Genomic DNA, 25,939 nt, shown 5'->3' on the forward strand with positions numbered 1-25,939 from the left:
CACGACTGGAGACGGGAAGATCACCGGATGGATATCACCCCTCGCCCGAACTTCGCACGGGTGGCCCGCGAACGCAGCGCAGAGCAGGCGATGATCGCGCAGGCGGCACGTCAGGGCCTGGTCCCGCCCGACATCGCCGCGGCCATGGCGGCGCCTTCGGCAAGCGATCAGCTGCTGTACCAGGGCTTCGAGGTCGTCACCGACCTCGCCTCCCTCACTGGTCCCGCTATGGGAGAGATAGCCGTTCCCGCGCACCTGGTGGACGGGGAGTTGCCTGCTCGCGTCAATGTGGCGAACCGGTGGCAGCTGTTGCTCCTCTACCGGAGGCTGCTGGCCCGCGGCAGCGCTGCCGAGCAGGCCGCCGTGCTGAACCGCGCCCTGCTGCGAGAGCTGTGGTCGGAACAGCTCGCACCAAGTCTGGTCATGAGGGTATGGGAGGGGCGCTTTCCCGAGCTGGCCCGCCAGGAGGGGGCGCGGTGAATCGCGATGAGAAGCTCGCCGTCGCCCGCCTGGTCCTGAAGGTCTGCGAAGAGGAGGGGTACCAGTTGGCGGGCAGTCTTGCCCAGTACGCGCATGGGGTTGAGGGAGCGCGAGAGCCCGACGACGTCGACCTGTTCACGGACAAGATCATGGACGCCGAAGCCGTGCGTGAACGGGTGGGCGCGGCCTTGCGCGAGCACGGCTACGAGGTCGAGGTCACGCGCACGTGGTTCTCCCATCCGTTTGTCGCCGGAGACCAGTGCGCCGACCTGAAGGTGACCGACTCCGAGCAGAATTCGGTCGTGGTCCAGATGGCCCGCATGCCGCGCTACTTCGAGTCGCACGACGTCGACGGCATGCCAGTGGCCGCGATAGGAGACCTGCTCTACAACAAGATGGAGGCTCCCGAGAACCGAATAGCCGCCAAGGACTACCTCGACCTCGTGGCGCTCACCGAGCACCTCGGGCAACCGGTGGTGGACTCCTATGTCGCGGACTACGTCACCGGAATGTCAGAAGTGCGGGGAGTGCCAAAGGAGCAACTCGCCGAAGAGGTGTACCTGAGGCTCTCTCAGGTCGCTGACGTGCCTGACCAGGCCTTCGCCGGATACCAGGTGCAGGAGGAGTCGGCTGCGCTCGTTCGTGCCGCGGTCCTCGATTGGGCGGCACGCATCACGCCCGCCAGCTCCCAGCACCTGGAGCCCCGGCTCGCGGCCGGCCTGGACCCGCTGCCGCAGGCCGCGGCCGTCGCCTCGCTCGACCGCTTGAAGGACAACGGGCGGCTCGCGCTGCGGAGCACGGCCCAGTTGAGCACCATGCGGGAGAAAGCGGTCCGAGCGTCCAACAATGCGCACCGGGAGCTGAACCGGATGACCGAGGCAGTCGAGGCAGGAGGTCCCATCCCGGAGGGATACAAGGAGGCACAGCAACGCGCGCGGACCCGCGCGGGCGAGGTGACCGCCATCACCGCCGAGATGCAGCGACGGGCCGGGCTGAGCAGCCTCCAGCGCGCAGAGGAGGCAGTGACCCGTCGGGCCGTGACAGTACAGGGAATCGACATGTCCCTGCTCGCGCCCTCTGTCACGAGTGGCCGCTCGGGCATCAGCATCCAACCGTCAACCGCACCAAGCCGCGCAGCAGGAAAGGCAGTACCAGCGTCCGAATCAGGGAACCGGCCGCGACACAGGTATGAGCAGGTAGTTCCGGTACGGGGAGCGCACTCTTCCGTTTCCCTGCTGCGCGCCGGCGGGGTTGGCGGGGCTCTGCCTCGCCGACCTGGAGCAGCGAGATCAGCCTTGGACTCCTATCTCTGACCGCTACTTGCGGCTGGGTCAGCGATAGGGGTCCGGGGCCGTGATTCGTTCCCTGGAGATCCTCCGCACCCGCACCCTCGCTCGGTCGTGGACGAAATGCAGTGTCGTCCAGCCCGGTGGCCGCCTACATGGCTACGCAGTGCTGGTGACGGCCGCCGAACCTCGCGCCTTGGACAGGGCCTCGCGGGCTCAGCCCTGCCGGCTGGTACGGCGCGCGGCCTTCTTCGCCTCGACCTTCGCCTGCAGCGCGACCGCCTTCTCTGAGTCGCCGTAGAACCACCACGTGTACCCCGCGATCGCCACCCAGACCACCATCCACAGGACGGTCCACGGTGTGATCTCCAGGTGTCCGGGTTTGGTGAGGTTATGGACACTCAGGAGAGCGGTTAGGACAGTACCTTGGACGAGGGTGAGGAGGGTCTTCTTTACGCGGGTAGACATGGCGGGCACTATAGGGCCTGACTGCCTGGTTGGAATAGCGTGAAAAGGGCTCGCTGATCAGGCTCGTTACGGACCGGGTGCGTTGGTGCGGGAGTCAGAGCTCGCGCTCGCCAGCAGCGCTCCGCCCACCAGCTCGATCCGGCCGGTGTCCTCGGGCAGGGCCAGGACGTCGTCGACAGTCCACGGCTCCCGGCGGCCAGCGCGGGAGGTCGAGGGCTTGCAGACCAGCCTGGCCAGAGCCAACGAAAGCTCGCCCAAGTCGACGCGCTCGTGAAGAGACAGCCGGTAGCCGTCCAGCTCGGTATGCCGGGCTTTGGCCAGCCCTCGGGACACCGCTGAGACGACGAGGCGACATCGTGATCGAAGTCAGTAGCGCATGAAGATCAAAACGGAACCGATAGTCCCGCCTGGCGCAACTGGGCCAGAGCGGCGGACATGCACTGCTGGACATTCCGCCCGTCGGCTCGCATTCCACCCTCCAATGGGCCGCCGCTGGCGGCGAACGTCCACGCCGGAGCGTTGTCAACCATCCTCTCGGCGTCCACCCTGATCATGGCGTTCACACCTTGCTCACCCAGCCACTCCAGGATGAGTAGCGTCACGTCCTCGACGCCACGGTCCTGATCGATCTTCGGCCAGCGGCCTCGGTTCCCAGTCATCGCCCCGACTCTATCGAGGTCCCCGAGGTGGTCGAGGCGCCCAGCAGCCAAGTTCAGCGAGCATGTGAACACCCTCATGCTTCAGGATATCCTCGGCGAACCGGAGTGGGCTGAGCTCCTCACACCCGTCGACCGACACGGCCTGACCCCGCTGTTCTGGTCCCACGTCCGCCCGTACGGGGAGGTGAACCGCGTCACCTCGGTCACCTCCGCGGGACGAGACGCGTTCGCTGCCGATGATCGGGGCACCAGAGAACGAATAGAGTCGCGCGGCCGCCGAGACGACACAGATAACTGCGCGAATGAAGCGGATTCAGCGGGCCGCTGGCGCGGTCATCGGCTCAGCGGTGGGTGACGCCCTTGAGGCCCTTTCGAGTTCGGCCCCTCGGGAGCGTTCTCTGCGCGGTTTCCCGTGCGTGATGCCGGTGACGAGATGAGCGGAGGTGGCGGCTGGGACCCGGGCGAGGCCACCGACGACACGCAGATGGCCGTCCTGGTCGCGGAGTCCCTGCTGGAGCGGGGCGGACTGGATCTGCCGGACATCTTCGCCTGCTTCCAGCGGTGGGCGGCATCGGAATGTACGGGCTGGCTCATGGCGGCGTTCTTCTCCTTCGGGGGCGAAACTACTCGCCTCTGGGCCCCTGAACGGCCCATCGCAGGCCGAGAAGGCGTGCTCGGCAGCGCCGGCTGGTCGGTCACCGTTCGCCGCCGCCTGCGACGCGCACCCGGGACAAAACGTCGGCGGACGGGGTCCACTGCTGGCCCCCGATCGGCGCAGCAAGCGACGCCATCGCCTGTTCGTCGCTACGCACGACCAGGCGGTGGCGGTAGGTGGCCATCATCTCGGTGACCGATGCGAGGCCGCCGATCGGGGAGGCATCGAGGGCGGCGGTCAGGGCCTGCTCTGCTCATGGTCGCCGGGCAGGCGGCGCCGCGCGGGGCCGTTCGCAGGCGCCTAATTTTCCCAAACCGGCCCCGGGCCGCCGGAGGTTCTGGCATGCTCACCCGAATGGCAGCAGGCGCCGGGTAGCCGAAGCCTCACACAGAGTCAAGTAACGGTCGGGGGCGGGCAGTGCAGTACACGATCAGCGCGACGGCGTTCATCGCGATCCTCATCGTCGTACGGCTCCGGCGCCGAACTCAGTCCCGCAGCCGCACTGACGAGGCATTCACGGTCTTCACCGCCGTCGTGTTCGGCGTCCTGATCGCCGCCACCGCCTGGGGCCACGCCATCCTCCAGCTCGTCGGCATTGCCGTCGACGCCACCCACTGATCGCTCCCCCGGCCCGGCAGACGACCGCAGGAAGGACATCGACGTGAACAGGCCCGGAACAGCGCGTGGCTAGCCGCAGGCCCCCGGCCCGTCGGCGCCGAGGGCGCAGGCCCGTGCGCCGTGACGACGCCACCTGGCTCGCCTACGCGCTGGTGGCGTTCCTGGCGCTCAGCGCCGCGGCCGCCGTCCTGCGGTGGCTGGCCGCGAACTGGTGGATCCCCGCAGCCCTCGCCCTCGCGGCCAGCGCCGCCGCCGTGACCGTCCTGCGAAACCGCGCGTTAGCGGCCCGCGACCACCAGGTCCGTGCCGCCCAGCTGCGCTTGGCGCTCAGCGGTCCTGGCGGGATCGACCACATGAAGCCGGACGCGTTCGAGTACGCGGTGCGCGACCTGCTGCAACGGGACGGCTGCCGCGCGCGCAAGGTCGGGCGGGCCAACGACCAGAGCGTGGACGTTCTCGCCGAGGACCCGACGGGCCGGCGCTGGGCCGTGCAGTGCAAGCACAAGCAGGACCCCATCGGCGGAAAGGCGGTCGGTGTTGGCGTCCTGTATGCGCTGGCCGGCACCTACCAGCGCGCCCACCGTGCGCACGTCGCCGCCGTCGTGACCAACGGCCGCTTCTCCCGCGAAGCCGTACGCTGGGGCGCCGAGCAGGGCATCCTCCTGGTCGACCGCAACACCCTCGCCCGCTGGGCAGCCGGTAACCAGCCCCTGTGGAACGTCTTGCCCCACGTCCCCGCCCCTCGTAACGGCCAGCAGAACTGACCGGGCAGCGGCCTGCCCGAACCGTCCTCGGCCCACGGACGGGTCCCTGATCAGGGGGCATTCTGCGCGGCGTGCGGGCCAGCCGCACGTTGGCGCCTGCGGTGTGCCCGATCGGTTCGGCAGCGCGGGCTTCCAGCCCTGGACGATCAGGTGGGCGAAGTGGCACAGGTGCTCGTGGGCGCCTTCGACGTCGACGGTGGATCATCGAGATCGGCACCGACTCCTACGTCCTGATCCACTGCACCGTGATCTCCAAAGCACCCACCATTACCTCTCACGCGGCGCCCCCGCGCGGGACTGCACCGCAAGAGGACGTGCCGCCCGCTCAAGGGTGAGCAGCGTGGTTCAGTCCGTCTCCAGTCGGCGTTCGATTCGGGTGCGGATCGCCACCGCTCGCGGGTCGTCGTAGTCGGCGAGAAGGCTCAGGGCCTCTGCCCAGTGCCACCGAGCGGCCTCTGGGTCCTCACCGTGCACGGACGTGCCCAGGCCGTCGAGGGCCAGGGCCTCGTTCCAGGCGTCGCCGAGCTCGTGCTGAACCGTGGCGGCCTGGCGGTGGAAGCTGGCCGCGTCCGCGGGTCTGTCGAGTCGGCGGTACGTCTCGCCTACGCCGTGCCATGCCAGCGCTTCCCGGCTGCGGTCACCGAGGCGACGATGGAGGACCGCGGCGCGCTGATACGACTCCAGCGCGTCGGTGAACTGACCGTTGGCCTGCTGGGCGTCGCCGAGAGTGATGAGCCAGAACCCCTCCAGCCGGTGGTCGCGGAGGCCGAGGGCGATGTCCAGCGCGTCGTGAGCCGACCTCAGTGCCTCCTCCAGTTCGCCTTCTTCGCGCTGGAGGTCGCTCAAGAGGCGCAGGACGTTTCCCTCGCCGCGCTGGTTGTTCAAGGAGCGGTGTGCCGTCAGTGCCTGGTGGATGGTGGCTGCGGCTTGCGTCATGTGTCCGGCGCGGTAGTGGGCGCTGGCGAGGTTGGAGAGCGTGGTGGCCTGCCAGTGAGCGGAGCCCTGGAGCTGGAAGGCTGCGATGGCCTGCTCGAAGTACTGTGCGGCGTCGCTCAGTTGCCTGCTGCGGAGGTGGACCAGTCCGAGGAGGTTGAGGGAATGTGCCTCGTTGAGTCGGTCGTCCAGTTCACGCCAGATCGCCAAGGCCTTTCGGTGGCACTCGAGGCTCTCCGTAAGGGCGTTGATCCGGGTGTAGCCCATGCCGAGGTCCGTAAGCAGCTGGCCTTCAGCAGGGCGGTCGCCCAGACGGGCCGCCGCGTCCAGGCCGATGTGGCCCACGGCAAGCCAGTCCGCGCCTGGCGCTGAGGGGGCCTGCGCGTTCCACAGGACGGCGGCCAATTGCCATGCCAGCTGGTCGTATCCTGCGGCGACTGCGGTGCGAACGGCCTGCAGGAGGTTGGTGCGGTCGCGCTCGGCCCAGTCCACGGCGGCGTTGTAGTCGGGGAAGGCCAGCGGGTGGACACCGTCCGCCGGCGGCGTGAGCGGCAGGTGGGCTTCGGCGGGGCTGATCCAGTTCTGGGCGGCGTCGGCGGTGTGCAGGTACCAGTCCAGCAGGCGGCGCAGCGCGGCCTGCCGTTCGTTGGGTGGTTCTTCGTGCTGGGCCTGGTCGGTGGCGTACGCGCGAAGGAGGTCGTGGAACTGGTAGCGGTCTGGTGCGGTCTGTTCGACGAGGTGGGCGCCGACCAGGGAGTCGAGGAGTTGGCGGGTGCGGCTGGTGGTCAGTTGGGCGAGGGCTGCGGCGGCATGGAGTCCGAACTCGGGGCCGGGGTGCAGGCCCAGGAAGCGGAAGAGGCGGGCGACCTGGTCGGGCAGGGCCCGGTAGGACCAGGCGAACACCGTGCGGACGGCGTCGGCTTCCTCGTCGTCTCCCACGCTCAGAGCGTCCCACAGGGCGGACTCGTCCCGTAGGTCGGCGATCAGGTTGTCCAGTCCCATGTGGGGGAAGCTGGCGGCGCGCTCGGCGGCGATGCGCAGGGCGAGTGGCAGTTGGGCGCAGAGCCGGGCGAGTTCGGTGAGCTTGTCCGGGTCGTCCTGCGATCGGTGGCCGGCGGTGACGGCGCGCAGCAGGGCGACCGCTTCCGGCTCGGGCAGTGTGCCCAGGGTCAGTCGGCGGGCGCCGTCGCGCACCGCGAGGCCGGACAGGCGGCTGCGGCTGGTGACGACGACCAGGCAGCTGGCGCTGCCGGGTAGCAGGGGACGGACCTGGCTTACCGTGGCGGCGTTGTCCAGGACCACCAGGATGCGGCGCTCGGCCAGCAGGGAGCGGTAGAGCGCGGCGGCCGCGTCCAGGTCCTGCGGGACGGACTGGGCGTGGACGCCGAGCGAGGTCAGGAACCGGTGCAGCGCCTCCTGGGCGGTGACCGGCTGCCCCGGGTCGTAGCCGCGCAGGTTGACGTAGAGCTGCCCGTCCGGGAAGCGCTCCCGGGCTCGGTGTGCCCAGCGCAGTGCGAGCGAGGTCTTGCCGGCGCCGGCGGTGCCGGCGATGACGAACACCGAGACGACGAGTGGGTCCCCGTCCTGGTCGGTCAGGACCGCGTTCAGCTCCTGAAGCTCGTCAACGCGGTTGACGAAGCCGCGCACATCGGCCGGCAGCTGGCGCGGGGTCGGGGGGCTCTTTCGGTCGGGAACGCCGTGGAAGTGGATTCCCCCGCTGACGTTCCTCGCCTGGACGACGTCACGCGACGACCCCGACAGCTCGTTACGCGAGGTGCCGGGGCCATCCGTGCCCCCACTGTGCTCGTCGATCGCCCTACTCCGTCCCTGTGCTCGGCGGGGGAAGATGCGCTACCTCACGGTCGAAGTAGGTCCGCACGTCTTCGCCCGCCTCGTAGAGATCCTTGATGTAGTTTTCCCAGCGGTCGACAAGCTCGGGATCGGTGTAGCGGACCGCACCGTTCGGAATTCCTGTCTCCGCATACAGGACCTGGTACAGCGTGCGCCCGCCGAGAATGACCACTTCCGGCAACGGGCTGAATTCCTCCGTGCCAGCCAGCTTCTCGGCGGGGACAATACGGACCCTCTCGCCGCATTCAGCGCGCATCCGCAGCGAATGCAACTCCCACTGCAGATACGCGGTCAGCGGCGTCTCAATCACCCGCACACGGTGAAAGAAGGAACGGCGCTCCTCGTCCTCCCGGCCGATGGCGAGCAAGGCGCCGCGCCTGTCCTCCAGAAGCCGCAGCGCCTCCTCCCAATCCCCCCGACGCAGCGCATCCCGACTCGGGCTGCCCTGCTCCTCGAAGTATTGGAGACGTTCGAGCTTCCAGGAGTCCCTGCCCCGGAGCTGCGCATCACGCTCGCGGAAGTCACGCTTGTAGTCCTCTCGGACGAGCCGCTCGCCCCGCTCGGGGCTCAGGTCCGGGGCCCGGCGATCAGGCATCCGGGATGTCCACCTTCGCCGCGCTGAGCATGGCTCCGGGGATGATGACCAGCCGCTCGTCCGACCCCACGGCGACACCTTCGGGAAGGTGGCCGCGGTAATTATCCGTGAGATCCCTGCCAATCACCGCGATATCGCCGTTGTCGAGCCGCCAGATATCCGGACATTCGTCGCGGCCGTCAGAGGAGCCGAGTTCCTTAGCCGACTTTCCCAGTCGCCGTTCAAACAACGCGGACGGGTCAGCCTCCCACGCGCGGGTCATACTCTCCTCCGTCTATCTCACGCCTACAACGACTACGCAGTTTACACCTGACGCTGAGTCAGGGGAATTGAGTTACAGATCCGCCATCCGCAAATACGCGATCACGAGGCACGTGGGGCCGACCTGTCCGACGGGCAGTCGAACACCTCTCCGCACGGCATCTGCCACGCCACAGCACCCCATGCACAAAGGGCAGAGCGCTACCGAACCGCACCGCCAGCGCTGCAGAGGAACGCTTCAGCCGAGTAATCACGCCTATGCACCCCCACTGCACGGATCCATGCGGCTCGCCGAGCTGGGGGCCAGCTCGCGTCCGTGCGGACTACGGCCAGGGCCTCCTCGAAGGGACTCTCCGTGGTGTCAGCGACGAGCTTCACGATCGGCCTCCCCGCGCATGGTTCCACGCCTGGGGTCACGGTAGGGAGCCGGACCGGCGTGTGACGGCAGATCAGCCCCATCCGACCGGGACGGAGGTCGCGGATGATCGGGTCCTCCAGGACCCGGCGGGACGCCAGCGGCGGCGGTTGCGGGGCAGGAGTTCGGTCCATTGGAGCTGCGCGCGTCGGTGCATCCCCGCCTGCGGATCCGGCTGGAGCGGCCGGCCGCGTCAGCCGACCGTGCCGAGGGGGATGACCTGGTCAGTGACAGGGACCATGCAGCGCTGCTCGCTGCATGCGCCGAAGCTGACTACCGCCTCGGTCGGCCCCGCGTCGGCCCGGCGGACCGGGAGGCTGATGGTGACCGCGCCGTCCGGGTAGACCGGCAGTTCCACACCGAGGCCCAGGGGACTCACCGTACGCAGCGGACGGTCGGCCCGTGTGGCGCCGTCCGCGGTCAAGCCGCCGCGCACCGTCAGCCGGGTCGGCAGGCCGAGCCCGTCGACCCCGCCTGCCGGCAGGTCGACGCTGTACAGGTGGAACCCGGCCTGCTCGGGGGTGAAGGTGGCGTTGAGCAGCTGCCGCCCGTCTTCCCCAGCCGCAAGCCGGAGGGTGACCGTGACGCCGCCGCCGCTGTAGGTGGCGGCCGCGGCGGCCGTCGGTGCCGGGTTCGCGGAACAGCCCGCCGCCCCGAGCAGCAGCACGGCGGCCGCCGCCGAGCCAGCGCGCGGCCGCCCGGCCGGACTCACTTCTGCGACCAGCGCTTGAGGTAGGCGGCGACCGTGTCCGCGTTCATGCTGCGGGCATTGGAGAACGCGCCGTCGTTGCTCGCGGTCCGCACGGAGCCGTCCGGGGCGAGCACCACCAGCGCGGGGATGCCGCTTTGCTGGAGGTCGACGTACTGGGCGGCTAGGTCGAGGTTGTGGTCGAACTTTCCCACGTCCACAGCCACCACTCGGTAGTCGCCCCGCAACATCGGGGCGACCTCTGCGGAATGGAACAGCTTGTCGAGCACCTTGCAGTCCGGGCACCAGTTGGCCCCGAAGTCGATCAGCACCGGCCGCTGATCGCCGGCCGAAAGGGCAAGCGCCGCCTTCAGATCGGCCGCGGCGTCCCGGTTCGGGTCGTACCCGTCCGGCAGCTCCCCGGCCCCGGCCCCAGCACTCGTAGTCGCCGGGCCCGCGGGCGCGGAACTCACCGGCGCCGGACTCACCGGCGCGGCTGGCGTGGTGCCCGTCCCGGCCGGCGCAGCGGCCGTGGGGGCCGCCCCGCTCGTGGCGCTGCCGCCCGAGCCGCAGCCGGTGGTGAGTATGACCGCCAGGGCGGCGCTGGCAAGCAGGGCGCGGCGCTGCCGCATGGGTTCCCCTCCCGCACGTTGATCGTTGACCCAGGGAGGATAGCGGGATCACAGCCCCCGACTTCTCCAGGGCGTGGACGGACTTGTGGGCCGGGCTCCATTTCCGTCCGCCGATGGGTGCGGCCAAGGAGGCCATCGCCTGCTCGTCGGTGTGCAGGACCAGCGGTGGCGGTAGGACCGACCGGCAATAGGCGCTGGCGAGGTGGCCTGGACAGCAGTTCGGGCACGGGTCCGCGTGATCATGGAATTCTCTACGCTCAGTGATCACGAAGGACGGCCGTGCCCGCGCTGCCATCTTGCCTGCTCGAACCCCTCTGGGACCAGTTCGCCGCACTCCTGCCCACCCGGCCGGAGTTCGCTGTGAGCCACCCGCTGGGCTGCCATCGCCGCCGGATTCCCGACCGAACCGTTTTCGAGCATGCGGTGCTCGCGCTGGTCCACGGCTTCGGCTACGAACGGATCTCTACGCCCGGATGATCGGCCTCGACCTGGGCGAGATCTCGGTGGACGGCTGCATCACCAAGGCCCCGTCCGGCGGGGAGAAGGCCGGCCGTTCGCCGGTCGACCGGGGCAAAGGCCTGAAGCGCTCCGCTGCCTGTGACGCCCGCGGTGCCCGATCGGGATCGTCTCCGATGGGGCCAACCGGCATGACTCACCGCTTCTCGGGCCAACCCTGGACGCCGCGAAGAAGCAGGTCGGGCCGCTGCCGGAAACCGTCAACGTCAACCTCGACCGGGGCTAAGACAGCAACAAGAGCTCCCGAGCTTCGTCGAACACCGTTTCTCCCCAAGGTGATTCGACTACCCTTGCGAGTCCAAGATCGAACGACAGGGGGCACCCATGCCGTACGAGGCCGGCACGAGGGTCACGCTGACCAGGGATGCGCAGGTCACCGCAGGTGACACCGCGACCAGGGGCGGCGTCCCCGGTCCGCTGTTCCTCGCCGAGGGCCTGGCGGGAACGGTCATGGGCTCGACCACGGAAGCCGGCCGCGCGGGCCAGGACTACCTCGCGAGCTTCGATCAGCAAATTCGCGGCCATCGGTTCGACGCGTTCGCGGCGAGCCTGATCGATGACCTCCGCCAGAACGTCGCCCGGGTGGGAGCGGTCAACGCCGGAGCGGGCGCTCGGACGACCTACCGGGTGCGCTTCGACAACGGGTTCGTCCTTGACGGTCTTGAAGAAGGCTGGCTGGCCCGAGCCTGAGCACCTGCCACCCTCACCACCACCGAGGAGATCCATGGCCGACACCGTCACGTCACTGACCGCCCGCGTGCACGATCTTCAGGTGGCGGTCATGACCCATGGCCTCACCCCGCGGGGCGTCGACGTCGTCGCCGGCCTCCACGACATCGTCGTGCGCGCCTCGGCGCTCGGCCCCGACGGCAGGTGGCTCGTCGCGTCGGGGCACTCGGGCCTCGGCGGTCTGGCCATCGCACAGGGGCAGGTGGATCAGGGCCTCCTCCACTTCGACGCCGCCGTGGCGAACGGGTTCAACGACTGCGTGGCGTTCCACATGCCGCTCGTGCGCCCGCTGCACCCCGACCCCCGGTTCCGGGCCCTGTACGAGCGGATGCGCGTCACCCCGGCCGACCTCGACGAGTTCCTCTGGCTGCACCGGGAGATACAGATCATGGCGAGGGAGGCCCAGCAGGCGACCGTCGACAACATCGGCCGCCTCGACACCGGGGTCTCGCTGCTCCCGCAGGCCCCCATGCCGACCCGTGAGCCGAACACCCCCGGCGTGCTGATCACCCGCCTCGACCTCGCCGCCACGCAGACCGCACTGCGACAGGCCGCCGTGAAGGCGGACTTCCAGCGCAGCGCCGGCAACGTCAGCCTCAGCCTCATCGACGACTCGTGGGACTACACCCGTGCCAGGCACGACGCCTGGCACGCCGACGATCTGGACACCCGACGCGAACAGGCCGCCGCAGCCCGGGCCTTCGTCGAACGCCCGGGCATCGGCACCATGCTGATCCCCTGCCCACCGCTGGGCTCGATCGTCTACCCGTCCTGACGAGGGACAAGCGCACGCGCAGGAAGTCGACCCCGCCGACGTCCTGCGCCGGGCGTACAGCAGCTTTGGCCAGCCGAGCGCACGCACTCGTGGATGAACGACGACGGCAAGCTTCGACGGTGCACCGAGAGAAACGGCAAGGTCGTGGACTTCTACCTCTACCTGGCCGCCGTTCTCGTCACGCTCCGCATGCTGATCCGCCAAGCACGGAGCCGCTACCGCTGGGACGGCCGACCCACCACCCCACGCCTCAAGTGATCCATTTGCCGGTCGGTCTAAGTGGCGATCACCTCGGCGCAACGCCGAGGTCACCGATCGGAGACGGGGCGAGAGCGGCGGTCAGCGCCTGCTCGAAGACCTCGCGATCGCCGGGCAAGCCGTAACGGGACAGCGCGGTGCGCAGCTCGTCCAGGGTCGCGGGCCTTGGCGTCCAAGGCTTTGAACAGCTCTTCTGTTGGGAGGTCGCTGCGTTGGTGCGGTGTCAGCCACTTGACAGCGGCATATCGTTTTTCGATAGCATCGAAAAACGATATGCCGCTGAATGGGTGGGGAACATGAGCAACACGACTTGGTGGACGCGGCTGGCCGACCGCGTCCTTGAGCTGGTTTTGGTGCTGGCCGCGCTGGGCGTGGGGCTCTTTCGGGTCCTTCTCCCGATCCTGGGGGTGAACGGCCCGCTGTCGCCCGGCTACTCGCGCGAGGTGCGCGTCGACGACGCCGTACGACTGCCCGTCACCGCGGTATCCGAAGCCGTGACGCTCCGCGGCTCCGGTCACGCCGAGCTGGCCTTCGCCGACCCGAGCCTCGGGCAGCGCCTGCTCCTCGCCCTTCCCGGGCTCGTGGGCGGCCTGCTGCTGGTCGTGGTCCTCGCGGCCCTCCTGCGGATGGCCCGCACCTTCCGGGACGGCGACTTCTTCGCGCCCCAGAACACGCGACGCCTCACCGTCATCGCCGCCGCCCTCATGCTCATGGGCTTCCTCGTGCCATTGCTGGACATGATGACGACGAACCTGCTCGCGCACGGGCTGCCGGCGACGACGGCGATCACACCCGCCAAGAACTACGCGGTCCAGCCCATGTTCCTGGCGGTCCTCGTCGGCGCGGCGGCTGCGGCGTTCCGCGCGGGCACCCGCATGCGCGCGGACACCGAAGGGCTGGTCTGATGCCTCCGGAGGAGCCGCATCAGATCGAGTGCCACTTGGACCGCCTGCTGGACGAGCGCGGCATGACGCTCGCCGAACTGGCCGAACGGGTCGGCGTCACCGTCGTCAACCTCTCGATCCTGAAGAACAACCGGGCCAAGGCGATCCGCTTCAGCACCCTTAGCGCCATCTGCCGCGAACTGAACTGCCAGCCCGGAGACCTGCTCTCCTCTAACCGGTGAACCACAGCCCACACCTCCCATCGCCCCCAGCACGCGAGCCGGATGGCAGCCAGGAGCGCGGCTACCGGGGCCGGGAGATGGCGCGCAACTATTGAAAGCCATGGCTGGGAAGATCATGTCATTTGGTACCCGTAAGAACTGGGAGCCGAAGACGCTACCGGCCGATCCTGAGGCGACACGCCAGTTGCAAGAATGGCTTGCGGAAGAGGGATACAGCCTCTTCGGCGTGGAGTGCGACTTCCAAGGTGCGGACCTGTCGGGCGGAGATTTTTCGAGCTCGTGGTTCACCCAGGCGGTCCTAGCGGGTGTGCGGCTTGTGGGAGCGATTTTCTACCGCGCCGACCTTCAGTCAGCGGATCTCACCGATGCGGATCTGACAGGCGCTGACCTCGTCAGGGCGAATCTTGACGGGGCCGTGCTCCGTTCGGCACGGCTCGACGGTGCCAACATGATCAAAGCTTCACTGCAAGGGGTCGACGCATCGGGAGCGAGCTTCAGAGGAACGCAGATCATGGGGGCCTCGCTCTCCGGCGTCGATATGAGGGGAGCAGACTTGACCGACGCGGTCTTGTTTCAGAACACCTTCAAGATCAGCGTCGATGACACTACGGTGGTGCGTGGCCTGACAGGCTCAGAGCGTGGTGGTGAACCGGGTGGTGTTCGGTGGGGTCGGCTTGCGAATGCGCCGGTCGGTCGCGCTTCCGACGCAGTACCGTGGGCCGGTGGATGAGATTCCAGTCCCGACGGCGGGTATGACGATCAGCGTTCGGACGCGCCAGGACGTAGTGATCGTCGATCCGGAGCGTTTTGTCGCTTCGGCCCGTGCGGCGTACCGCGAAGCCTCCCCTGAAATCACCGAGGAGAGAGCGGCCGAGGACATCCGCGATGTCTACGATGCTGTGTGGGCTCTGCTGGACCGCTTCGGTCGACTCGCAGCCAACGCACCAGGGTCCACCGGACTCCCCGGCCAACGGATTCTGGACCGCCCAGACGGACTCTCACCTGCGGGCGAGCGCAAGCACATCGTGTTGAACGATCCGCAGCCACTCCAGGACTACGGCTGCTTCATGCCCGAGGAGTACGACCCGTTCGCCATCCCGCCAGGGGCGTGATGGTGTCCACCGACAGACTGCTCCGAAGATCATCCCTCTGAGAAAATCTCGAACGTTCGTGCTGGCCGCTCGGTGGGCGTAGAAGAACGGGCCTCTTGGTAGGAGTGCGGTTGTCGAGACCAACCCTCCGGCCCAGGAGGCCCGTTGCCGCCCCAGTTCACCATCAACGATGCCTTCGGTGCCACTTCGGCCACTCTGCCGTGTGACTGCTACGTTCACCAGTACGGAGCGATCGCGACGGGACGGCGGGCACCGCACTACCCGTCCGACATGACGGACGCGGAATGGGCCCAGGTCAGGGCCTCGATGCCGGTGCCGGCCTGGCTGGAGGGCCGGGGCGGACGCCCCGAGGCTCACTGCCACCGTGAGATGGTCGACGCGGTGCGCTACCTCGTCGACAACGGCGCGAAGTGGCGGGCGATGCCCGTCGACCTGCCAGCCCCGCGCAAGGTCTACGACTTCTTCCGCCGCTGGTCACGCCACGGGTATGTGCGCGAGCTCTACCAGCGACTACGTCGCCTGCAGCGTCAGCGGGAGGGGCGGGCGGCCGAGCCGAGCGCGGGCGTCATGGACGCGCAGTCGGTGGACGGTTCGGAAACCTGCCCCGCGGCCACGCGTGGGATGGACGGCAACAAGCTCCGCGACGGACGCAAGCGCCACGTCCTGACCGACACCGGCGGCTTGCTGCTGGAGGTCACCGTGACGCCCGCGAACGTGCACGACTCTGTCGCCGCCCCGGAACTGATCGACGCGTTCATGGCCGAGCCCGGAAGGCTGCTGAAACTGGTCTGGGCGGACACCGCCTTCCAGGGCCCGGCCCTGGCGGACGCGTTCGCCGCCCACGGCGTCAGGGTCGAGGTCGTCAAGCGCCCCGACGGGACCAAGGGATTCGTGGTCCTCGCGCGCAGGTGGACAGTTGAACGCACGCTGGGGTGGCTCTCGCGGGCCCGGCGGCTGAACCGCGACCACGAGCGCCGGCCCGACCACCACGTGCAGATGGTGTGGTGGGCGGGCCTGATCACCCTGACGCGGAAGCTGGCGAGAGAACGTCTGCACTGGCCGGAGTTCCGCCCCGAGCGGCTGGACCCGCGGCCGGCCTGAACACGCCCCGCTCACGCACGAGCCAGCCACGCGCCTCCAGTGCGTAGGCACGGTGACGCACCTTCTCCACCTCGTTCAACCGCGAGGCGTCCCGCCCCAGGGCCCGCGTCAGCTCCTGCACCGTGACCGGCCCCGACGCGGCCAGCGTGGTCTCGAAGACCTGCCGATAGGCCCCATACAAAGCGGCGGCGTCCAGCCCGGCCTGCCATTGCGGCGGCCGGGCATCGTACCCCTCCCGCAGCACCGGGCGCGCAGGCACCGGCCGCTCCACGGGAGCGGGAACCGGGGGCGCGACCACCGCACGTGACACCTCGTCGCCTTCGTGGATCGGAACCACTCCTTCAGCGAACATGAGCGCGACCTCCGCCCGGGCGATCCGCGCGTGCTCCAGCCGCTGTCGGGCGGCTTCCGCCTGAACCTCGGCCTCCCGCAACACCTCCAGCCACGAATCCAGATCCTCCTGGGCCCGCGCTTCCCGGACCTCCAGCAACGCGATCACCGACGGCACACCGCACCTCCACGACCAAACCAACCCTCCGCTGGCTGCCCGCAGCCGGTCACCCCGACACCACGGCCACCCGAAAGCTGCAGGTCATCGAGCTACAGGCCGGTTCACCACCACGCTCTCAGTCTTCGGGCCGATTACGGTCTTCAGTGGCGAATCCTCCCAGCAGCTGGCCGGCGCGGAGCTTGAGGCATGGATCTCCGAACGGGGTGGGCAGGTCGAAGTGATCGCTCCGAGTCGCCCGTCGCGGTAGGCGGGCACCCTTCCGGAATTCGCGACGTTCAGTGGGTGTTTGATATGCGCGGATTGCTGCCATGCAGGTCGGGCCCGCGATGTTCGCCGCCGCCGCGCCCTTCCCGTCCGGCGCGCTCTTGCCGGACGGCAGCGGCGGCAGTGCCAGCGCCGGGAAGGTGTAGCGGCCGTCGCTCTTGGTGGCCAGGCCGGGGATGTCGGTGCGCTCCGGGGCGGTGACGGCCAGCGCGGCGCCGGTGCGGTACTCGGCGACGGCGTCCTGGACGGTGAGCAGGCCGCAGGCGCGGGCGTTGTCGCGGTTCGCGCCGGTCAGACGGGCCCGGAGCGTCGTCTTGCGCAGTGCGGCCTGGAGGTGGGGGCGGTGGCGTCGTGGTGGTCGGCGAGGTCGGTGGAACGGGCGAGGGCCAGGTCCACGTCGAACTGGTCACCGGCGGCCAGCGCCTGCACCGCTACGAGGACTACCTCGCCGCCCTGGCCGCCTGCGGCGAGTCCGTCGAACCGTACGCCGCCTACCTGCGCTCCCCCACGGCATGCCTCTGCACGGCGGTTTCGCTCTGGGCCTCGAACGCTGGACGGCTCCCTCACGCGGGCTGACATCGCACCGCGCTCTTCCCCCGTGACCTGCACCGCCTGACGCCCTGACGGGCGGCGAGAGGTGGGGCACTTGCCGAGGTACCCCGCCCGCTGAGGGGTCGGTGCGGCGGAGTAGGATGCCGCGATCGCTGTTCGTTGGGGGGCGAAGCACCGGTTCGGCTATGCCAGAAATGGCCTCTCACGCACGCGATTTCACGTTCCGATGAGTTCCGTCCGAATTCTCCCGTGAGGTTCCGTTGCGTATTCAGCACCGTGGATTCATGACCGTGGCCGCCGCCGCCACGCTGGTGTCCGGCGTGGCCCTCGCCACGGCTCCGGCCGTGTCCGCTGCCCCGGGAACCACCGCGGCCGCCCAGGGCCCGCAGGCGCCGGCCTCGCCGGTCACCACCACCCTGAACGGCCCCGCCACCGTCAAGGCCGGTGGCGAGCCGGTGGAGCTCACCGCGACTCTGAAGAACACTGCCGATCACCAGGTCGACGCGACGACCGGCTTCGTCGTCGCGGGTGTTCGCGGCGACGGCCTCAAGCAGAGCCAGCTCAAGCTGGAGTACCAGCGGCCCGGCACCACGCAGTGGCAGGACGCCAAGGTGAACAACACCGACGCAGGTGGGGGCGGGGTCTGGGAGCTGGACCAATTCGCCACCCAGCTTCACCTGGCGAGCGGTGCAGAGACCGCCTACCGGCTGCGCCTCACCGTGGCGGCGGACGCCCCCCTCGTCTCGTTCACGGCGAATCTCGGCGTCGTGGTGTCGGATCCCGTGCTGCCGCCGGAGCAGCGCATCTCGCAGGCGAACGGCCCGTCCCTGAGGCTGACGATCGCCCCGCTGGTGACGCCAAGCACCCCGGCCCCCACGCCTGCCGCGCGGCCGGAGGCCAGGCTCGACGGCGTGCCGGCCTCCTTCACAGCGGGGGGCGAGGCGAAGCAGTTCAAGCTGGTCTATACCAACCGGACCGGCAAGGACCTCCGCGTCCTCCCCACCGTCCTGTTCCAGGGGCAGACCAAGCTCACCGCCGACGTGCTCACGTTCGAGTACGAGACACCGAGCGGCCGGTGGCAGGAAGGCAGCCCCAGCATCGACTCGGGCCACTCCGGCTGGCTCTACATGACGCGGTGGACGGGCGACAAGGACGCTGACATCCTCAACCTGCCCAAGGGGGAGACCCGCACGGTCAATGTGCGGCTGTCGTTCACCAAGAACGCGCCCGCCATGGCCGAGTCGCTGTTGCCGGTCGATAGCAGCGAGCCGGGGCCGGGTGAGAGCGCGAACAGTGGGTTCGGCCCGAAGACCGAGTTTACGGTCGAGGCAGCGGCCGGGACCTCGGCCCCGACGCCGACCGTCACCACTCCGACACCGGGTGCGCCCTCGGTCACGCCGTCCGCCGTTCCGGTCGTTCCGGTCGCACAGGCCGCCGTGTCGGCGCCGAGCCAGGCGGCGAGTGCTCAGGCGGTCACGGCCCCGGCCGCCGCGACGGACTCCCAGCTCGCGTCCACCGGCGGCGGTTCGAGCGCCGCGCCGATGGCGATCACCGGAGCCACCGCGATCGCCCTCGGGGCGGGCGCCCTGGTCGTCGCACGTCGTCGCAAGGGTACGCAGGGCAGCTGAGAGGGGAAGGCCGCCCGTTCCCCGACAGGCAGCGGGGGCGGACGGGCCTTCGTGCGTAGGGTCAGCCCGATGGGGACTGTGAGAGGCGGCATTCACCTCGGTGTCACCGGTTTCGGCAGGCCACCCGGTCTGGCGGGGCGTGCTACTGCGGGCGGTGGCCGGTGAGCTGCTCCCACCGGTCGAATGCCGCGTCCAGCCCTTGACGCGCACGTGGGATGCGCTTGTCCGATTTCTGACGGGTCTTCACCTTAGCCAGCCGGTCCCCGGCCTGTTCTTGGCCGGCCGTGTCGGCTTTCGCCTCGCGTAGCTAGGCCTCGGCCTGTGGCACGAGAGCCTGCCGCTCGAGCCTGGCCATCTTCTCGTCGGCGGCGGCGTTGAACACCGCCACGACAAACCTGCGCACCTCGGCCTCCGGCGTCTCCTCCAGAGAGATGGACACCATCTGCCGACGGCCGTCTGGAAGCGCCACGTAGACGTGACCGCTTCCGTCCGAGTACTCGTCACGGACCGAGACCTCATGCAGCGGGCACTCGAAGTCGCGACCATCCACCTCCACTACCAGCACGTGTTCGTACAACCACAGACTCGGCGATGCTCCTGGGCGCGTTCCGACGGGCCGACGACGGCTGGCAGTTCGCGCCCTCGGGCCGCGCGGTGACGAACGGTCTGGCCGGGCTGGCCACCGCCTTCGGCGTCGCGGTGGAGTAGCCCACCGGGGACTTGGTCCTCAGGGAGAGGCGTCATACCTGAGGAGGAGACGGCCCCCGTCACACCGCCGGGTCGGCGGGGGTCGGTCGCCTCCTCGGCATACACGTCACATTCGAACGGCTTGGGAGGATGGAACGGTAGGAAGATCCGATTCATCCCAGGAGTCCACGTGACGTTCCCCGCAACCGCAGTCCTCACCGGCCGGGCGGCCGCCCGCGCCACCGGTCTCAACAAGGTCTACGGGGAGGGGGAGACCCGCGTGGTCGCCCTCGACGACGTCAGCGTCACGTTCCCCCAGGGCGAGTTCACCGCCATCATGGGCCCCTCCGGCTCCGGCAAGTCCACGCTCATGCACTGCATGGCCGGCCTCGACACCGTCTCCTCCGGCTCCTCCACCATCGGCGACACCGAACTCGTCGGCCTGAAGGACAAGCAGCTCACCCAGCTGCGCCGCGACCACATCGGCTTCATCTTCCAGGCCTTCAACCTGCTCCCCACGCTCACCGCGCTGGAGAACATCACCCTCCCGATGGACATCGCCGGCCGCAAGGTCGACAAGGCCTGGCTCGACCGCGTCGTCGACACCGTCGGCCTCTCCGGCCGCCTCAGCCACCGCCCGTCCCAGCTCTCCGGCGGCCAGCAGCAGCGCGTCGCCTGCGCCCGCGCCCTCGCCGGCAAGCCCGACATCATCTTCGCTGACGAACCCACCGGAAACCTCGACTCCCGCTCCGGCGCCGAAATCCTCTCCTTCCTCCGCAACTCCGTGCGCGAACTCGGCCAGACCGTCGTCATGGTCACCCACGACCCCGTCGCCGCCTCCTACGCCGACCGCGTCGTCTTCCTCGCCGACGGCCGCATCGTCGACGAACTGACGGCCCCCACCGCCGACACCGTCCTGGACCGCATGCGCCGCTTCGACGCCAAGGGCCGCACCAGCTGACACCCAGGCAGCCCAGCAGCCCCGGAACCCCGAAGCCACCCGCCCACGAGCAACCCCAGGACTGACACCTCCTCATGTTCCGCACCGCACTACGCAACGTGCTGGCCCACAAGGGCCGACTGCTGATGACGACGCTCGCCGTCATGCTCGGCACCGCCTTCGTGGCCGGCACGCTCGTCTTCACCGACACGCTCGCCAGCGCGCTCAGGTCCCAGAACTCCAAGAGCTACACCGACATCGCCGTCACGGTCAGCGACCGGGAGGCCGTCGCCCGCAGCTACGACCACGGCAGCAAGGCCCACACCGGCCCGACCCTCACCGAGGACACCCGCAAGGCCGTCGCGGCGCTGCCCGGCGTGGCCGACGTGCGCGGGGTGGTCAGCGGCTTCGCCGGCATCGCCGACAAGAAGGGCGCGCTGATCGGCAACGGCTTCTCCACCACCGGCACCAACTACGTGCCGGCCGCCGACGGCACCGACCCGCGCTACCCGCTGGTCGAGGGGCGCGGCCCGAAGAACGCCACCGAGATCGCACTGGACGCCAAAACCGCCGAGAAGGGCGGCTACAAGGTCGGCGACACCGTCCGGGTGGCCGTCAACGGCCCGGTGATGGAGCTCAAGCTCACCGGCACCCTGCGCACCAACGACCCGCGTGTGGTGGCCGGCGGCTCGCTGGCCGCGTTCGACAGCGCCACCGCCCAGCAGCTCTACCTGAGCCCGGGCCGCTTCGGCGAGCTGGACGTCAAGGCCAAGCCCGGCACCGACGACTCCGCGCTGCTCGCCGCCGTCAAGCAGACCGTCCCGCACGGTGACAACCTCGACGCCAGGACCGGCCGCGAACTGGCCGACAAGCAGGACCGGATGATCCAGCAGGGCACCAAGGGCATAAGCACCGCCCTGCTGGTCTTCGCGGGCATCGCGCTCTTCGTCGGCATCTTCATCATCGCCAACACCTTCACCATGCTGGTCGCCCAGCGCACCAAGGAACTGGCCCTCCTCCGCGCCATCGGCGCCAGCCGCAAGCAGATCACCCGCTCCGTCAAGATCGAGGCGGCGCTGGTCGGCCTGACCGCGTCGGTGGCCGGTCTGGTGGCCGGCATCGGCATCGCCGCCGGGCTCCAGGCACTGCTGAACGGCCCGCTGGAGGCCAACCTGCCGGACGGCCCGCTGGTGATCGCCCCGAGCACCGTCATCGCCGCGCTCGCGGTCGGCGTGCTGGTGACCCTGGTCGCCGCCTGGCTCCCGGCCCGCCGCGCCTCCCGGATCGCCCCGGTGGCGGCGATGAGCTCGGCCGAGCAGCCCGCCACCCAGAAGAGCCTGGTGGTCCGCAACACCATCGGCCTGGTGTTCGCCCTGGCCGGCGCGGCCGGGCTGGCCGCGGGTGCGTCGAACAAGGAGGTCAAGCTGGTCGGGGCGGGCGCGGGCGCGCTGCTGATCGGCGTGTTCGTGCTGACCCCGCTGCTGTCACGGCCGCTGATCGCCCTGTTCGCCCCGCTGCTGCGCGGGTTGTACGGCACCCCGGGCCGGCTGGCCAAGGAGAACGCGATCCGCAACCCGCGCCGCACCGCCACCACCGCCTCGGCGCTGACCATCGGCGTCACCCTGATCACCGCGCTGACCGTGGTCGGCGCCTCGGTGAACAAGGCTGTGGACAAGGCGACCGCGAGCGACCTCAAGGCCGACTTCACGGTCACCATGCAGAACTACTCGATGCTCTCCCCCGAGGTCGCCGCCCAGATCGCCAAGGCGCCCGGCGTCAGCGCGATGAGCGTGGAGCGCACCGTCCCGGTGACGACGGGCGGGAACGGCGCGAACGGTTCGCACGGCGCGGACGGCTCGGACGGCCCGGATGGCTCGGACACCGAGTGGCTGACGGCGGTGGACGCCGCGACCATCGACCAGCTGGCCACCGTCAAGGTCAAGGAGGGCGCCGCGGACGCCCTCAAGCAGGGCAAGCTGCTGGTCAACTCCGGCTCCGACGGGAGCACCCGCTACAAGGTCGGCGACACGCTCGCCGTCACCTACCCGGACGGCACCAAGGGCTCGCTGACCGTCGGCGGCGTGCTGGATTCCAGCACCTCGCTGACCGGGATCGTCGCCCCCGACGCCGTGGTCGGCCCGCACGCGGCACCCGGCACCGGTCCGAACCGGGTCCTGGTGAAGGGCACCGACGGCCCGACCGAGAAGCTGAAGCAGGCGCTGCGCGACGCGACCGGCGGCAACCCGCTGATCGCCGTCAAGGGCGAGAAGGACATCAAGGCGGAGAACCGCCAGATCGTCACCGGCATCCTGAACATGATGTACGGGCTGCTCGGGATGTCCGTGGTGATCGCGGTGCTCGGCGTCGTCAACACCATGGCGATGTCGGTCTTCGAGCGCCGCCGGGAGATCGGCATGCTGCGGGCGATCGGCCTGGACCGGCTCGGCATCCGCCGGATGGTCCGACTGGAGTCGCTGCTGATCGCGCTGTTCGGCGGGCTGGTCGGCGTCGTCCTCGGCATCGTGGTCGCCTGGGCGGGCCTGCGCACCCTGGCGGACACCTTCAAGGGCATCACCACCGAGGTACCGCCGCTGCAGATCCTCGGCTTCCTGCTGGCGGCCGCCGTGGTCGGCCTGGTGGCCGCCCTCTGGCCCGCCTACAAGGCGGCGAAGATGGACATCCTGGGCGCCATCAAGAGCGAGTAGGCCCAGGACCGTACGAAAGAAGCCCCCTGGGGAGGTTCGACCGAACCTCCCCAGGGGGCTCCTTTGCGTCACGGCCCGGCGAACACTACGCCCTGGTTGGACGGTTGCAGCGAGCCGGTGGTCAGTCCGGCGGCGGAGACCAGGAGTCGGGCACCGTCACGTTCGGCCGCCAGAGCCCGCTGATGCGGTCGGCGGACTTCCGCCCAGGCCCTCGCCTAGCTGCGCCCACCGACCGCGCCGACTTCCGACTGCTGCCACGTGCCGTCGGCGTCCTCACAGGCGGGCCCTGGCACGGTCGGTTTTGCTTCGGCGGGCCTACGGCCGACCGGGCAAAACCGCCTCAGTGGCGCACGGTCAGCCGGTGATGGAGAAGAAGATGCTGTCGGGGGTGTACCAGCCGTTCTTCCTGCACTTCTCCCACTCCTCGTGCTCGAATTCGAGCATCTCGATCAGCTGGCGGACGTCGTAGTGGAAGTCCTGATCCATCTGGTCCAGCACGGCGCGGTAGGCGTCGGCGATCGGCTTGGCCTTAGCGAGCGGGAGCACGCCGATGTTCGGACCGTCGACCGGGTAGGGGAGGTGAAAGGGCATCTCGTCCCAGCCGAAGAACAGGTGGTCGTACATCAGCAGGTCGGCACTCACCCCCAGGCGGCGCAGCTCGTCGTCCAACGCGCTGAAGAACGTCGCTGGCTTGGAGTAGACGCCGAGGTCGCTCGGGTCCGAGCCGTGGGAGCTGATGATGGTCTGAAGGGCACGGGCGTACGCGCCGGCGGCGTAGGAGGCGTCGGAGTCGGCGCGGCCGGCCAGAAGGTGGTCGAGGGCCTCGGGGATGGTCAGACCCCAGTCCAGACCCTGATGGTCGAGGTCGTCCTGGGCCCGCTGCGCCCTCTCCCGGATGAGGCCGAGGATGCGCCGCTGGTCGGGCGTGAGGTCCCCGGCGGGCAGGTAGGCGAGGACGCTGGTCTTGTCGACGGTGCGGTACGAGATGATCCGGCTCATGATCGACATGCTGTCAGCCGCCACTGACAGGTCGCCGGGCATTCCTCGTCTGGCGGCAGGCGTTGTCGAGCCACCTGCAGCCGCAGCGGGTTCGAACCACCACGCTGCCCGCCCCACGGGTTGTTCGGCGGGCAGCGCACGGACGCGATCAGGAAGGCGGTGGCCGAGCACCCGCCCGCAACGTCCTGCTCGGCGCGGACGGCCCCTGGGTCATCGACTTCGGCATCGCCCGGACCGACGGGCACACCCAGCTCACCGTCAGCGGCGGCATGATCGGCACGCCCCAGTACATGTCGCCCGAGCACGCCAACGGCGATCCGGTGACCCCCGCCGCCGACGTCTTCGCCCTCGGGCTGATCGCCGCCGTCGCGGCCACCGACCGGCACCCGTACGGCGAGGGCGGGGCCATCACCCTCGCCGCCCGCATCGCCAACACCGAACTCCGTCTCCCGGACCTGTCCGGCTACCCAGCCGAACTGCGTCCGCTGCTCGACCGCTGCCTGGCGGCCGACCCCGCGGCCCGAGCCACCCCCGAGGAACTGGCCGCCCTGTGCGAGCGGGCCACACAGCGCCCGCTACGGACCTTCGACGGCTGGCTGCCCGCGCCCCTCACGCACGAGATCGGGCAGCGCGAGACGGCCGTACGCCACGCCCTGGCCGACGGCCCGCAGGCCCTCGACCGCGCGCCGGCCACCACGCGCACGCACGCGCCGACGGTGTCGGCCTCACACCCCGCCTACCAGCCGACCCAGACCGCCCGACCCGCACCCGCACCTGCACGGGCCGCGCCGCCGCCTGTTCCGCGGCCCTACAAACCGTCGTCCGCCTCCAAGCCCAGGCCGCCCGCGCCGCCGCGGCGGCGGGCAACCCGGAACCCGCCGAGGAGGCGGTCCAGGCGATCGAGAAGGTGGGCGGCAGCGCAGTGGCCGTCAAGGCGGACGTTGCCGACGAGGCCGAGGTTGCCGCGCTCTTCGACGCGGCCGAGGAGCGCTTCGGCGGCGCCGACGTCGTGGTGCACACGGCTGGGATGAGCCGCCCAGCCCACCCGATGCTGTTGCGACGGGGACTGCCAGCAGCCCGGCCAGCCCTCCATCGGCGCAGGGGCGGTTCCCACGACAGTTGAATACGCGAGCCCACCAGTAGGCCGTAGTCGGCGTCATCCCGTGGCGGCTGCCGGGGCCCACTTGGCGGGGGTCAGTTGATTGCCAGTAGCCATCTGATCTCTCCGTCGTGCCACTGATCGGTGGGGGTGAGTCCGGCTGCGCTGGCGACGGCGGCGGATGCCTTGTGGCCGGGGTGGATGTGGGCGATGACCGTGTGCACCGAGTGCTGTCGGAGCCAGGCGACGAGCTCCTGGGCCGCCTCGGTCGCGATGCCGCGCCGCTGCCAGGGGGTCCCCACCACCCAGGCGATCTCCGCGGTGGCGCCGCGGTCGTCGGCGGTGATCGTTGCCTGGAGCGTGCCGGTCAGACAGGCCTCGTCGCGGAGCTGGATCACCCAGTTGCACCAGGACTCAACGGGGTCGGGTGAGCCGGCCGCCCAGCGTTCGTACCGGGCGCGCAGGGCCCGGGCGGTGTCCGGAGCGCCACCGATGAAGGTGCGCAGGCCGGGGTCGGACAGCACCGTGGCCATCTCGTCGGCGTGCTCGGCCTGCAGGGGCAGCATGGTCAGACGGTCAGTGTGGATGGTTTCGGGCTTGAGAGCGATCACGCTGCCTCCTGGTCGGAACGT

At 69.7% G+C, this 25,939-nt stretch carries 29 protein-coding genes and 4 pseudogenes; 20 read left to right on the forward strand and 13 right to left on the reverse strand.

Going from position 1 to position 25,939, the window contains the following annotated elements:
• Positions 1–27: 27 nt before the first annotated feature.
• Both F7Q99_RS30905 and F7Q99_RS30910 read left to right on the forward strand, forming a co-directional pair.
• Entirely contained in the window at positions 28–480 is a 453-nt protein-coding gene (locus F7Q99_RS30905) for a hypothetical protein (RefSeq protein ID WP_153467367.1), read from the forward strand.
• Positions 477–1,793, forward strand: a complete 1,317-nt coding sequence (locus F7Q99_RS30910) for a hypothetical protein (RefSeq protein WP_153467370.1) — start codon at positions 477–479, stop codon at positions 1,791–1,793. The genes F7Q99_RS30905 and F7Q99_RS30910 overlap by 4 nt, the downstream gene beginning before the upstream one ends.
• 189 nt (positions 1,794–1,982) lie before the next feature.
• Here the strand turns inward: F7Q99_RS30910 and F7Q99_RS30915 are convergent, their stop codons facing one another.
• The 3 genes from F7Q99_RS30915 to F7Q99_RS30925 all read right to left on the reverse strand — a co-directional run bounded on the left by F7Q99_RS30915 (position 1,983) and on the right by F7Q99_RS30925 (position 2,971).
• On the reverse strand, positions 1,983–2,234 hold the full coding sequence (locus F7Q99_RS30915; protein ID WP_153467372.1) for a hypothetical protein: 252 nt from the start codon (positions 2,232–2,234) through the stop codon (positions 1,983–1,985).
• Positions 2,235–2,300: 66 nt separating this feature from the next.
• On the reverse strand, positions 2,301–2,567 hold the full coding sequence (locus tag F7Q99_RS30920; RefSeq protein WP_153467375.1) for a hypothetical protein: 267 nt from the start codon (positions 2,565–2,567) through the stop codon (positions 2,301–2,303).
• A gap of 50 nt (positions 2,568–2,617) precedes the next feature.
• Positions 2,618–2,971: a hypothetical protein gene (locus F7Q99_RS30925; RefSeq protein WP_230211009.1), complete on the reverse strand. Its 354-nt coding sequence runs from the start codon at positions 2,969–2,971 to the stop codon at positions 2,618–2,620.
• A gap of 224 nt (positions 2,972–3,195) precedes the next feature.
• On the opposite strand from F7Q99_RS30925, the pseudogene F7Q99_RS30930 reads away from it, so the two are divergent.
• Positions 3,196–3,470: pseudogene (locus F7Q99_RS30930) on the forward strand (ADP-ribosylglycohydrolase family protein); the annotation flags it as partial.
• Between the two features lie 118 nt (positions 3,471–3,588).
• On the opposite strand, the gene F7Q99_RS40595 reads toward F7Q99_RS30930, so the two are convergent.
• Positions 3,589–3,735 carry a hypothetical protein gene (locus F7Q99_RS40595; protein ID WP_195911332.1) on the reverse strand — a complete coding sequence of 49 codons (147 nt, stop codon included), beginning with the start codon at positions 3,733–3,735 and terminating at the stop codon, positions 3,589–3,591.
• A 230-nt stretch (positions 3,736–3,965) separates the two neighbouring features.
• Here F7Q99_RS40595 and F7Q99_RS30935 point away from each other — a divergent pair, with 230 nt between their 5' ends.
• Complete coding sequence (locus F7Q99_RS30935; RefSeq protein ID WP_153467378.1) at positions 3,966–4,166, forward strand: hypothetical protein; 201 nt, start codon at positions 3,966–3,968, stop codon at positions 4,164–4,166.
• A gap of 113 nt (positions 4,167–4,279) precedes the next feature.
• Positions 4,280–4,930 (forward strand): restriction endonuclease, encoded by a 651-nt coding sequence (locus F7Q99_RS30940; RefSeq protein WP_326847359.1) that lies wholly within the window; start codon positions 4,280–4,282, stop codon positions 4,928–4,930.
• Positions 4,931–5,275: 345 nt separating this feature from the next.
• On the opposite strand, the gene F7Q99_RS30945 is transcribed toward F7Q99_RS30940, so the two are convergent.
• The 5 genes from F7Q99_RS30945 to F7Q99_RS30965 form a co-directional block, all read right to left on the reverse strand.
• The gene (locus tag F7Q99_RS30945; RefSeq protein ID WP_326847360.1) at positions 5,276–7,510 is read right to left on the reverse strand and encodes an ATP-binding protein; all 2,235 of its coding nucleotides are present in this window, start codon (positions 7,508–7,510) and stop codon (positions 5,276–5,278) included.
• A gap of 169 nt (positions 7,511–7,679) precedes the next feature.
• Positions 7,680–8,309 carry a DUF6879 family protein gene (locus F7Q99_RS30950; RefSeq protein ID WP_153467384.1) on the reverse strand — a complete coding sequence of 210 codons (630 nt, stop codon included), beginning with the start codon at positions 8,307–8,309 and terminating at the stop codon, positions 7,680–7,682.
• Positions 8,302–8,571 carry a hypothetical protein gene (locus tag F7Q99_RS30955; protein ID WP_153467387.1) on the reverse strand — a complete coding sequence of 90 codons (270 nt, stop codon included), beginning with the start codon at positions 8,569–8,571 and terminating at the stop codon, positions 8,302–8,304. The genes F7Q99_RS30950 and F7Q99_RS30955 overlap by 8 nt, the downstream gene beginning before the upstream one ends.
• Before the next feature lie 607 nt (positions 8,572–9,178).
• Positions 9,179–9,697, reverse strand: coding sequence for a hypothetical protein (locus F7Q99_RS30960; RefSeq protein WP_153467390.1), 519 nt, complete (start codon positions 9,695–9,697; stop codon positions 9,179–9,181).
• Complete coding sequence (locus F7Q99_RS30965) at positions 9,694–10,305, reverse strand: thioredoxin family protein (protein WP_153467393.1); 612 nt, start codon at positions 10,303–10,305, stop codon at positions 9,694–9,696. Before F7Q99_RS30965 ends, F7Q99_RS30960 begins: the two co-directional genes overlap by 4 nt.
• Before the next feature lie 279 nt (positions 10,306–10,584).
• On the opposite strand from F7Q99_RS30965, the pseudogene F7Q99_RS41890 reads away from it, so the two are divergent.
• The 8 genes and pseudogenes from F7Q99_RS41890 to F7Q99_RS31010 form a co-directional block, all read left to right on the forward strand.
• A pseudogene (locus tag F7Q99_RS41890) lies at positions 10,585–11,184 on the forward strand (IS5/IS1182 family transposase); the annotation flags it as partial.
• A 361-nt stretch (positions 11,185–11,545) separates the two neighbouring features.
• Positions 11,546–12,325 (forward strand): hypothetical protein, encoded by a 780-nt coding sequence (locus F7Q99_RS30980; RefSeq protein ID WP_153467402.1) that lies wholly within the window; start codon positions 11,546–11,548, stop codon positions 12,323–12,325.
• A gap of 42 nt (positions 12,326–12,367) precedes the next feature.
• Positions 12,368–12,583: pseudogene (locus tag F7Q99_RS30985) on the forward strand (IS5/IS1182 family transposase); the annotation flags it as partial.
• Between the two features lie 296 nt (positions 12,584–12,879).
• Positions 12,880–13,488, forward strand: a complete 609-nt coding sequence (locus F7Q99_RS30990) for a DUF2975 domain-containing protein (protein ID WP_153467405.1) — start codon at positions 12,880–12,882, stop codon at positions 13,486–13,488.
• A complete protein-coding gene (locus F7Q99_RS30995; RefSeq protein WP_153467407.1) occupies positions 13,488–13,709 on the forward strand; it encodes a helix-turn-helix domain-containing protein in 222 nt (73 codons plus the stop codon). Before F7Q99_RS30990 ends, F7Q99_RS30995 begins: the two co-directional genes overlap by 1 nt.
• Before the next feature lie 100 nt (positions 13,710–13,809).
• Positions 13,810–14,439, forward strand: coding sequence for a pentapeptide repeat-containing protein (locus F7Q99_RS31000; protein ID WP_230211010.1), 630 nt, complete (start codon positions 13,810–13,812; stop codon positions 14,437–14,439).
• Positions 14,432–14,821: a hypothetical protein gene (locus F7Q99_RS31005; RefSeq protein ID WP_153467410.1), complete on the forward strand. Its 390-nt coding sequence runs from the start codon at positions 14,432–14,434 to the stop codon at positions 14,819–14,821. Before F7Q99_RS31000 ends, F7Q99_RS31005 begins: the two co-directional genes overlap by 8 nt.
• Before the next feature lie 270 nt (positions 14,822–15,091).
• Positions 15,092–15,922: an IS5 family transposase gene (locus F7Q99_RS31010; protein WP_195911321.1), complete on the forward strand. Its 831-nt coding sequence runs from the start codon at positions 15,092–15,094 to the stop codon at positions 15,920–15,922.
• On the opposite strand, the gene F7Q99_RS31015 is transcribed toward F7Q99_RS31010, so the two are convergent.
• Entirely contained in the window at positions 15,840–16,430 is a 591-nt protein-coding gene (locus F7Q99_RS31015) for a hypothetical protein (protein WP_153467416.1), read from the reverse strand. The genes F7Q99_RS31010 and F7Q99_RS31015 overlap by 83 nt on opposite strands.
• Before the next feature lie 618 nt (positions 16,431–17,048).
• Here F7Q99_RS31015 and F7Q99_RS31020 point away from each other — a divergent pair.
• Complete coding sequence (locus F7Q99_RS31020; RefSeq protein WP_230211011.1) at positions 17,049–17,273, forward strand: hypothetical protein; 225 nt, start codon at positions 17,049–17,051, stop codon at positions 17,271–17,273.
• Positions 17,274–17,533: 260 nt separating this feature from the next.
• Positions 17,534–18,877 (forward strand): LPXTG cell wall anchor domain-containing protein, encoded by a 1,344-nt coding sequence (locus F7Q99_RS31025; RefSeq protein ID WP_153467419.1) that lies wholly within the window; start codon positions 17,534–17,536, stop codon positions 18,875–18,877.
• A 307-nt stretch (positions 18,878–19,184) separates the two neighbouring features.
• Here F7Q99_RS31025 and F7Q99_RS31030 read toward each other — a convergent pair whose 3' ends face one another.
• Positions 19,185–19,454, reverse strand: a complete 270-nt coding sequence (locus F7Q99_RS31030; protein WP_153467422.1) for a hypothetical protein — start codon at positions 19,452–19,454, stop codon at positions 19,185–19,187.
• 14 nt (positions 19,455–19,468) lie between these two features.
• On the opposite strand from F7Q99_RS31030, the gene F7Q99_RS41895 reads away from it, so the two are divergent.
• From F7Q99_RS41895 to F7Q99_RS31040, 3 genes are all read left to right on the forward strand, one after another.
• Entirely contained in the window at positions 19,469–19,585 is a 117-nt protein-coding gene (locus F7Q99_RS41895) for a TerD family protein (RefSeq protein ID WP_230211012.1), read from the forward strand.
• 169 nt (positions 19,586–19,754) lie between these two features.
• Positions 19,755–20,525: an ABC transporter ATP-binding protein gene (locus tag F7Q99_RS31035; RefSeq protein WP_326847361.1), complete on the forward strand. Its 771-nt coding sequence runs from the start codon at positions 19,755–19,757 to the stop codon at positions 20,523–20,525.
• Positions 20,526–20,599: 74 nt separating this feature from the next.
• Positions 20,600–23,209, forward strand: coding sequence for an ABC transporter permease (locus tag F7Q99_RS31040; RefSeq protein WP_153467425.1), 2,610 nt, complete (start codon positions 20,600–20,602; stop codon positions 23,207–23,209).
• A 354-nt stretch (positions 23,210–23,563) separates the two neighbouring features.
• On the opposite strand, the gene F7Q99_RS31045 is transcribed toward F7Q99_RS31040, so the two are convergent.
• Entirely contained in the window at positions 23,564–24,208 is a 645-nt protein-coding gene (locus F7Q99_RS31045) for a DUF7691 family protein (RefSeq protein ID WP_153467428.1), read from the reverse strand.
• A 62-nt stretch (positions 24,209–24,270) separates the two neighbouring features.
• Between F7Q99_RS31045 and F7Q99_RS31050 the strand changes: the two are divergent.
• Positions 24,271–24,738: pseudogene (locus F7Q99_RS31050) on the forward strand (protein kinase domain-containing protein); the annotation flags it as partial.
• A 20-nt stretch (positions 24,739–24,758) separates the two neighbouring features.
• Positions 24,759–25,331 carry an SDR family oxidoreductase gene (locus tag F7Q99_RS31055; protein WP_407697893.1) on the forward strand — a complete coding sequence of 191 codons (573 nt, stop codon included), beginning with the start codon at positions 24,759–24,761 and terminating at the stop codon, positions 25,329–25,331.
• Positions 25,332–25,402: 71 nt separating this feature from the next.
• Here the strand turns inward: F7Q99_RS31055 and F7Q99_RS31060 are convergent, their stop codons facing one another.
• A complete protein-coding gene (locus tag F7Q99_RS31060) occupies positions 25,403–25,918 on the reverse strand; it encodes a GNAT family N-acetyltransferase (protein ID WP_407697886.1) in 516 nt (171 codons plus the stop codon).
• Positions 25,919–25,939 lie beyond the last annotated feature (21 nt).

Origin of the sequence: Streptomyces kaniharaensis (assembly GCF_009569385.1) — a bacterium.
Lineage (GTDB): Bacteria > Actinomycetota > Actinomycetes > Streptomycetales > Streptomycetaceae > Kitasatospora > Kitasatospora kaniharaensis.

Coding starts and splice junctions, on each gene's coding strand:
- F7Q99_RS30905 (WP_153467367.1), top strand. CDS start 28: ATGGATATCACCCCTCGCCCGAACTTCGCACGGGTGGCCCGCGAACGC.
- F7Q99_RS30915 (WP_153467372.1), bottom strand. CDS start 2,234: ATGTCTACCCGCGTAAAGAAGACCCTCCTCACCCTCGTCCAAGGTACT.
- F7Q99_RS30925 (WP_230211009.1), bottom strand. CDS start 2,971: ATGAGGGTGTTCACATGCTCGCTGAACTTGGCTGCTGGGCGCCTCGAC.
- F7Q99_RS40595 (WP_195911332.1), bottom strand. CDS start 3,735: ATGATGGCCACCTACCGCCACCGCCTGGTCGTGCGTAGCGACGAACAG.
- F7Q99_RS30950 (WP_153467384.1), bottom strand. CDS start 8,309: ATGCCTGATCGCCGGGCCCCGGACCTGAGCCCCGAGCGGGGCGAGCGG.
- F7Q99_RS30955 (WP_153467387.1), bottom strand. CDS start 8,571: ATGACCCGCGCGTGGGAGGCTGACCCGTCCGCGTTGTTTGAACGGCGA.
- F7Q99_RS30965 (WP_153467393.1), bottom strand. CDS start 10,305: ATGCGGCAGCGCCGCGCCCTGCTTGCCAGCGCCGCCCTGGCGGTCATA.
- F7Q99_RS30980 (WP_153467402.1), top strand. CDS start 11,546: ATGGCCGACACCGTCACGTCACTGACCGCCCGCGTGCACGATCTTCAG.
- F7Q99_RS30990 (WP_153467405.1), top strand. CDS start 12,880: ATGAGCAACACGACTTGGTGGACGCGGCTGGCCGACCGCGTCCTTGAG.
- F7Q99_RS30995 (WP_153467407.1), top strand. CDS start 13,488: ATGCCTCCGGAGGAGCCGCATCAGATCGAGTGCCACTTGGACCGCCTG.
- F7Q99_RS31000 (WP_230211010.1), top strand. CDS start 13,810: ATGGCTGGGAAGATCATGTCATTTGGTACCCGTAAGAACTGGGAGCCG.
- F7Q99_RS31010 (WP_195911321.1), top strand. CDS start 15,092: ATGACGGACGCGGAATGGGCCCAGGTCAGGGCCTCGATGCCGGTGCCG.
- F7Q99_RS31025 (WP_153467419.1), top strand. CDS start 17,534: ATGACCGTGGCCGCCGCCGCCACGCTGGTGTCCGGCGTGGCCCTCGCC.
- F7Q99_RS41895 (WP_230211012.1), top strand. CDS start 19,469: ATGCTCCTGGGCGCGTTCCGACGGGCCGACGACGGCTGGCAGTTCGCG.
- F7Q99_RS31040 (WP_153467425.1), top strand. CDS start 20,600: ATGTTCCGCACCGCACTACGCAACGTGCTGGCCCACAAGGGCCGACTG.
- F7Q99_RS31045 (WP_153467428.1), bottom strand. CDS start 24,208: ATGAGCCGGATCATCTCGTACCGCACCGTCGACAAGACCAGCGTCCTC.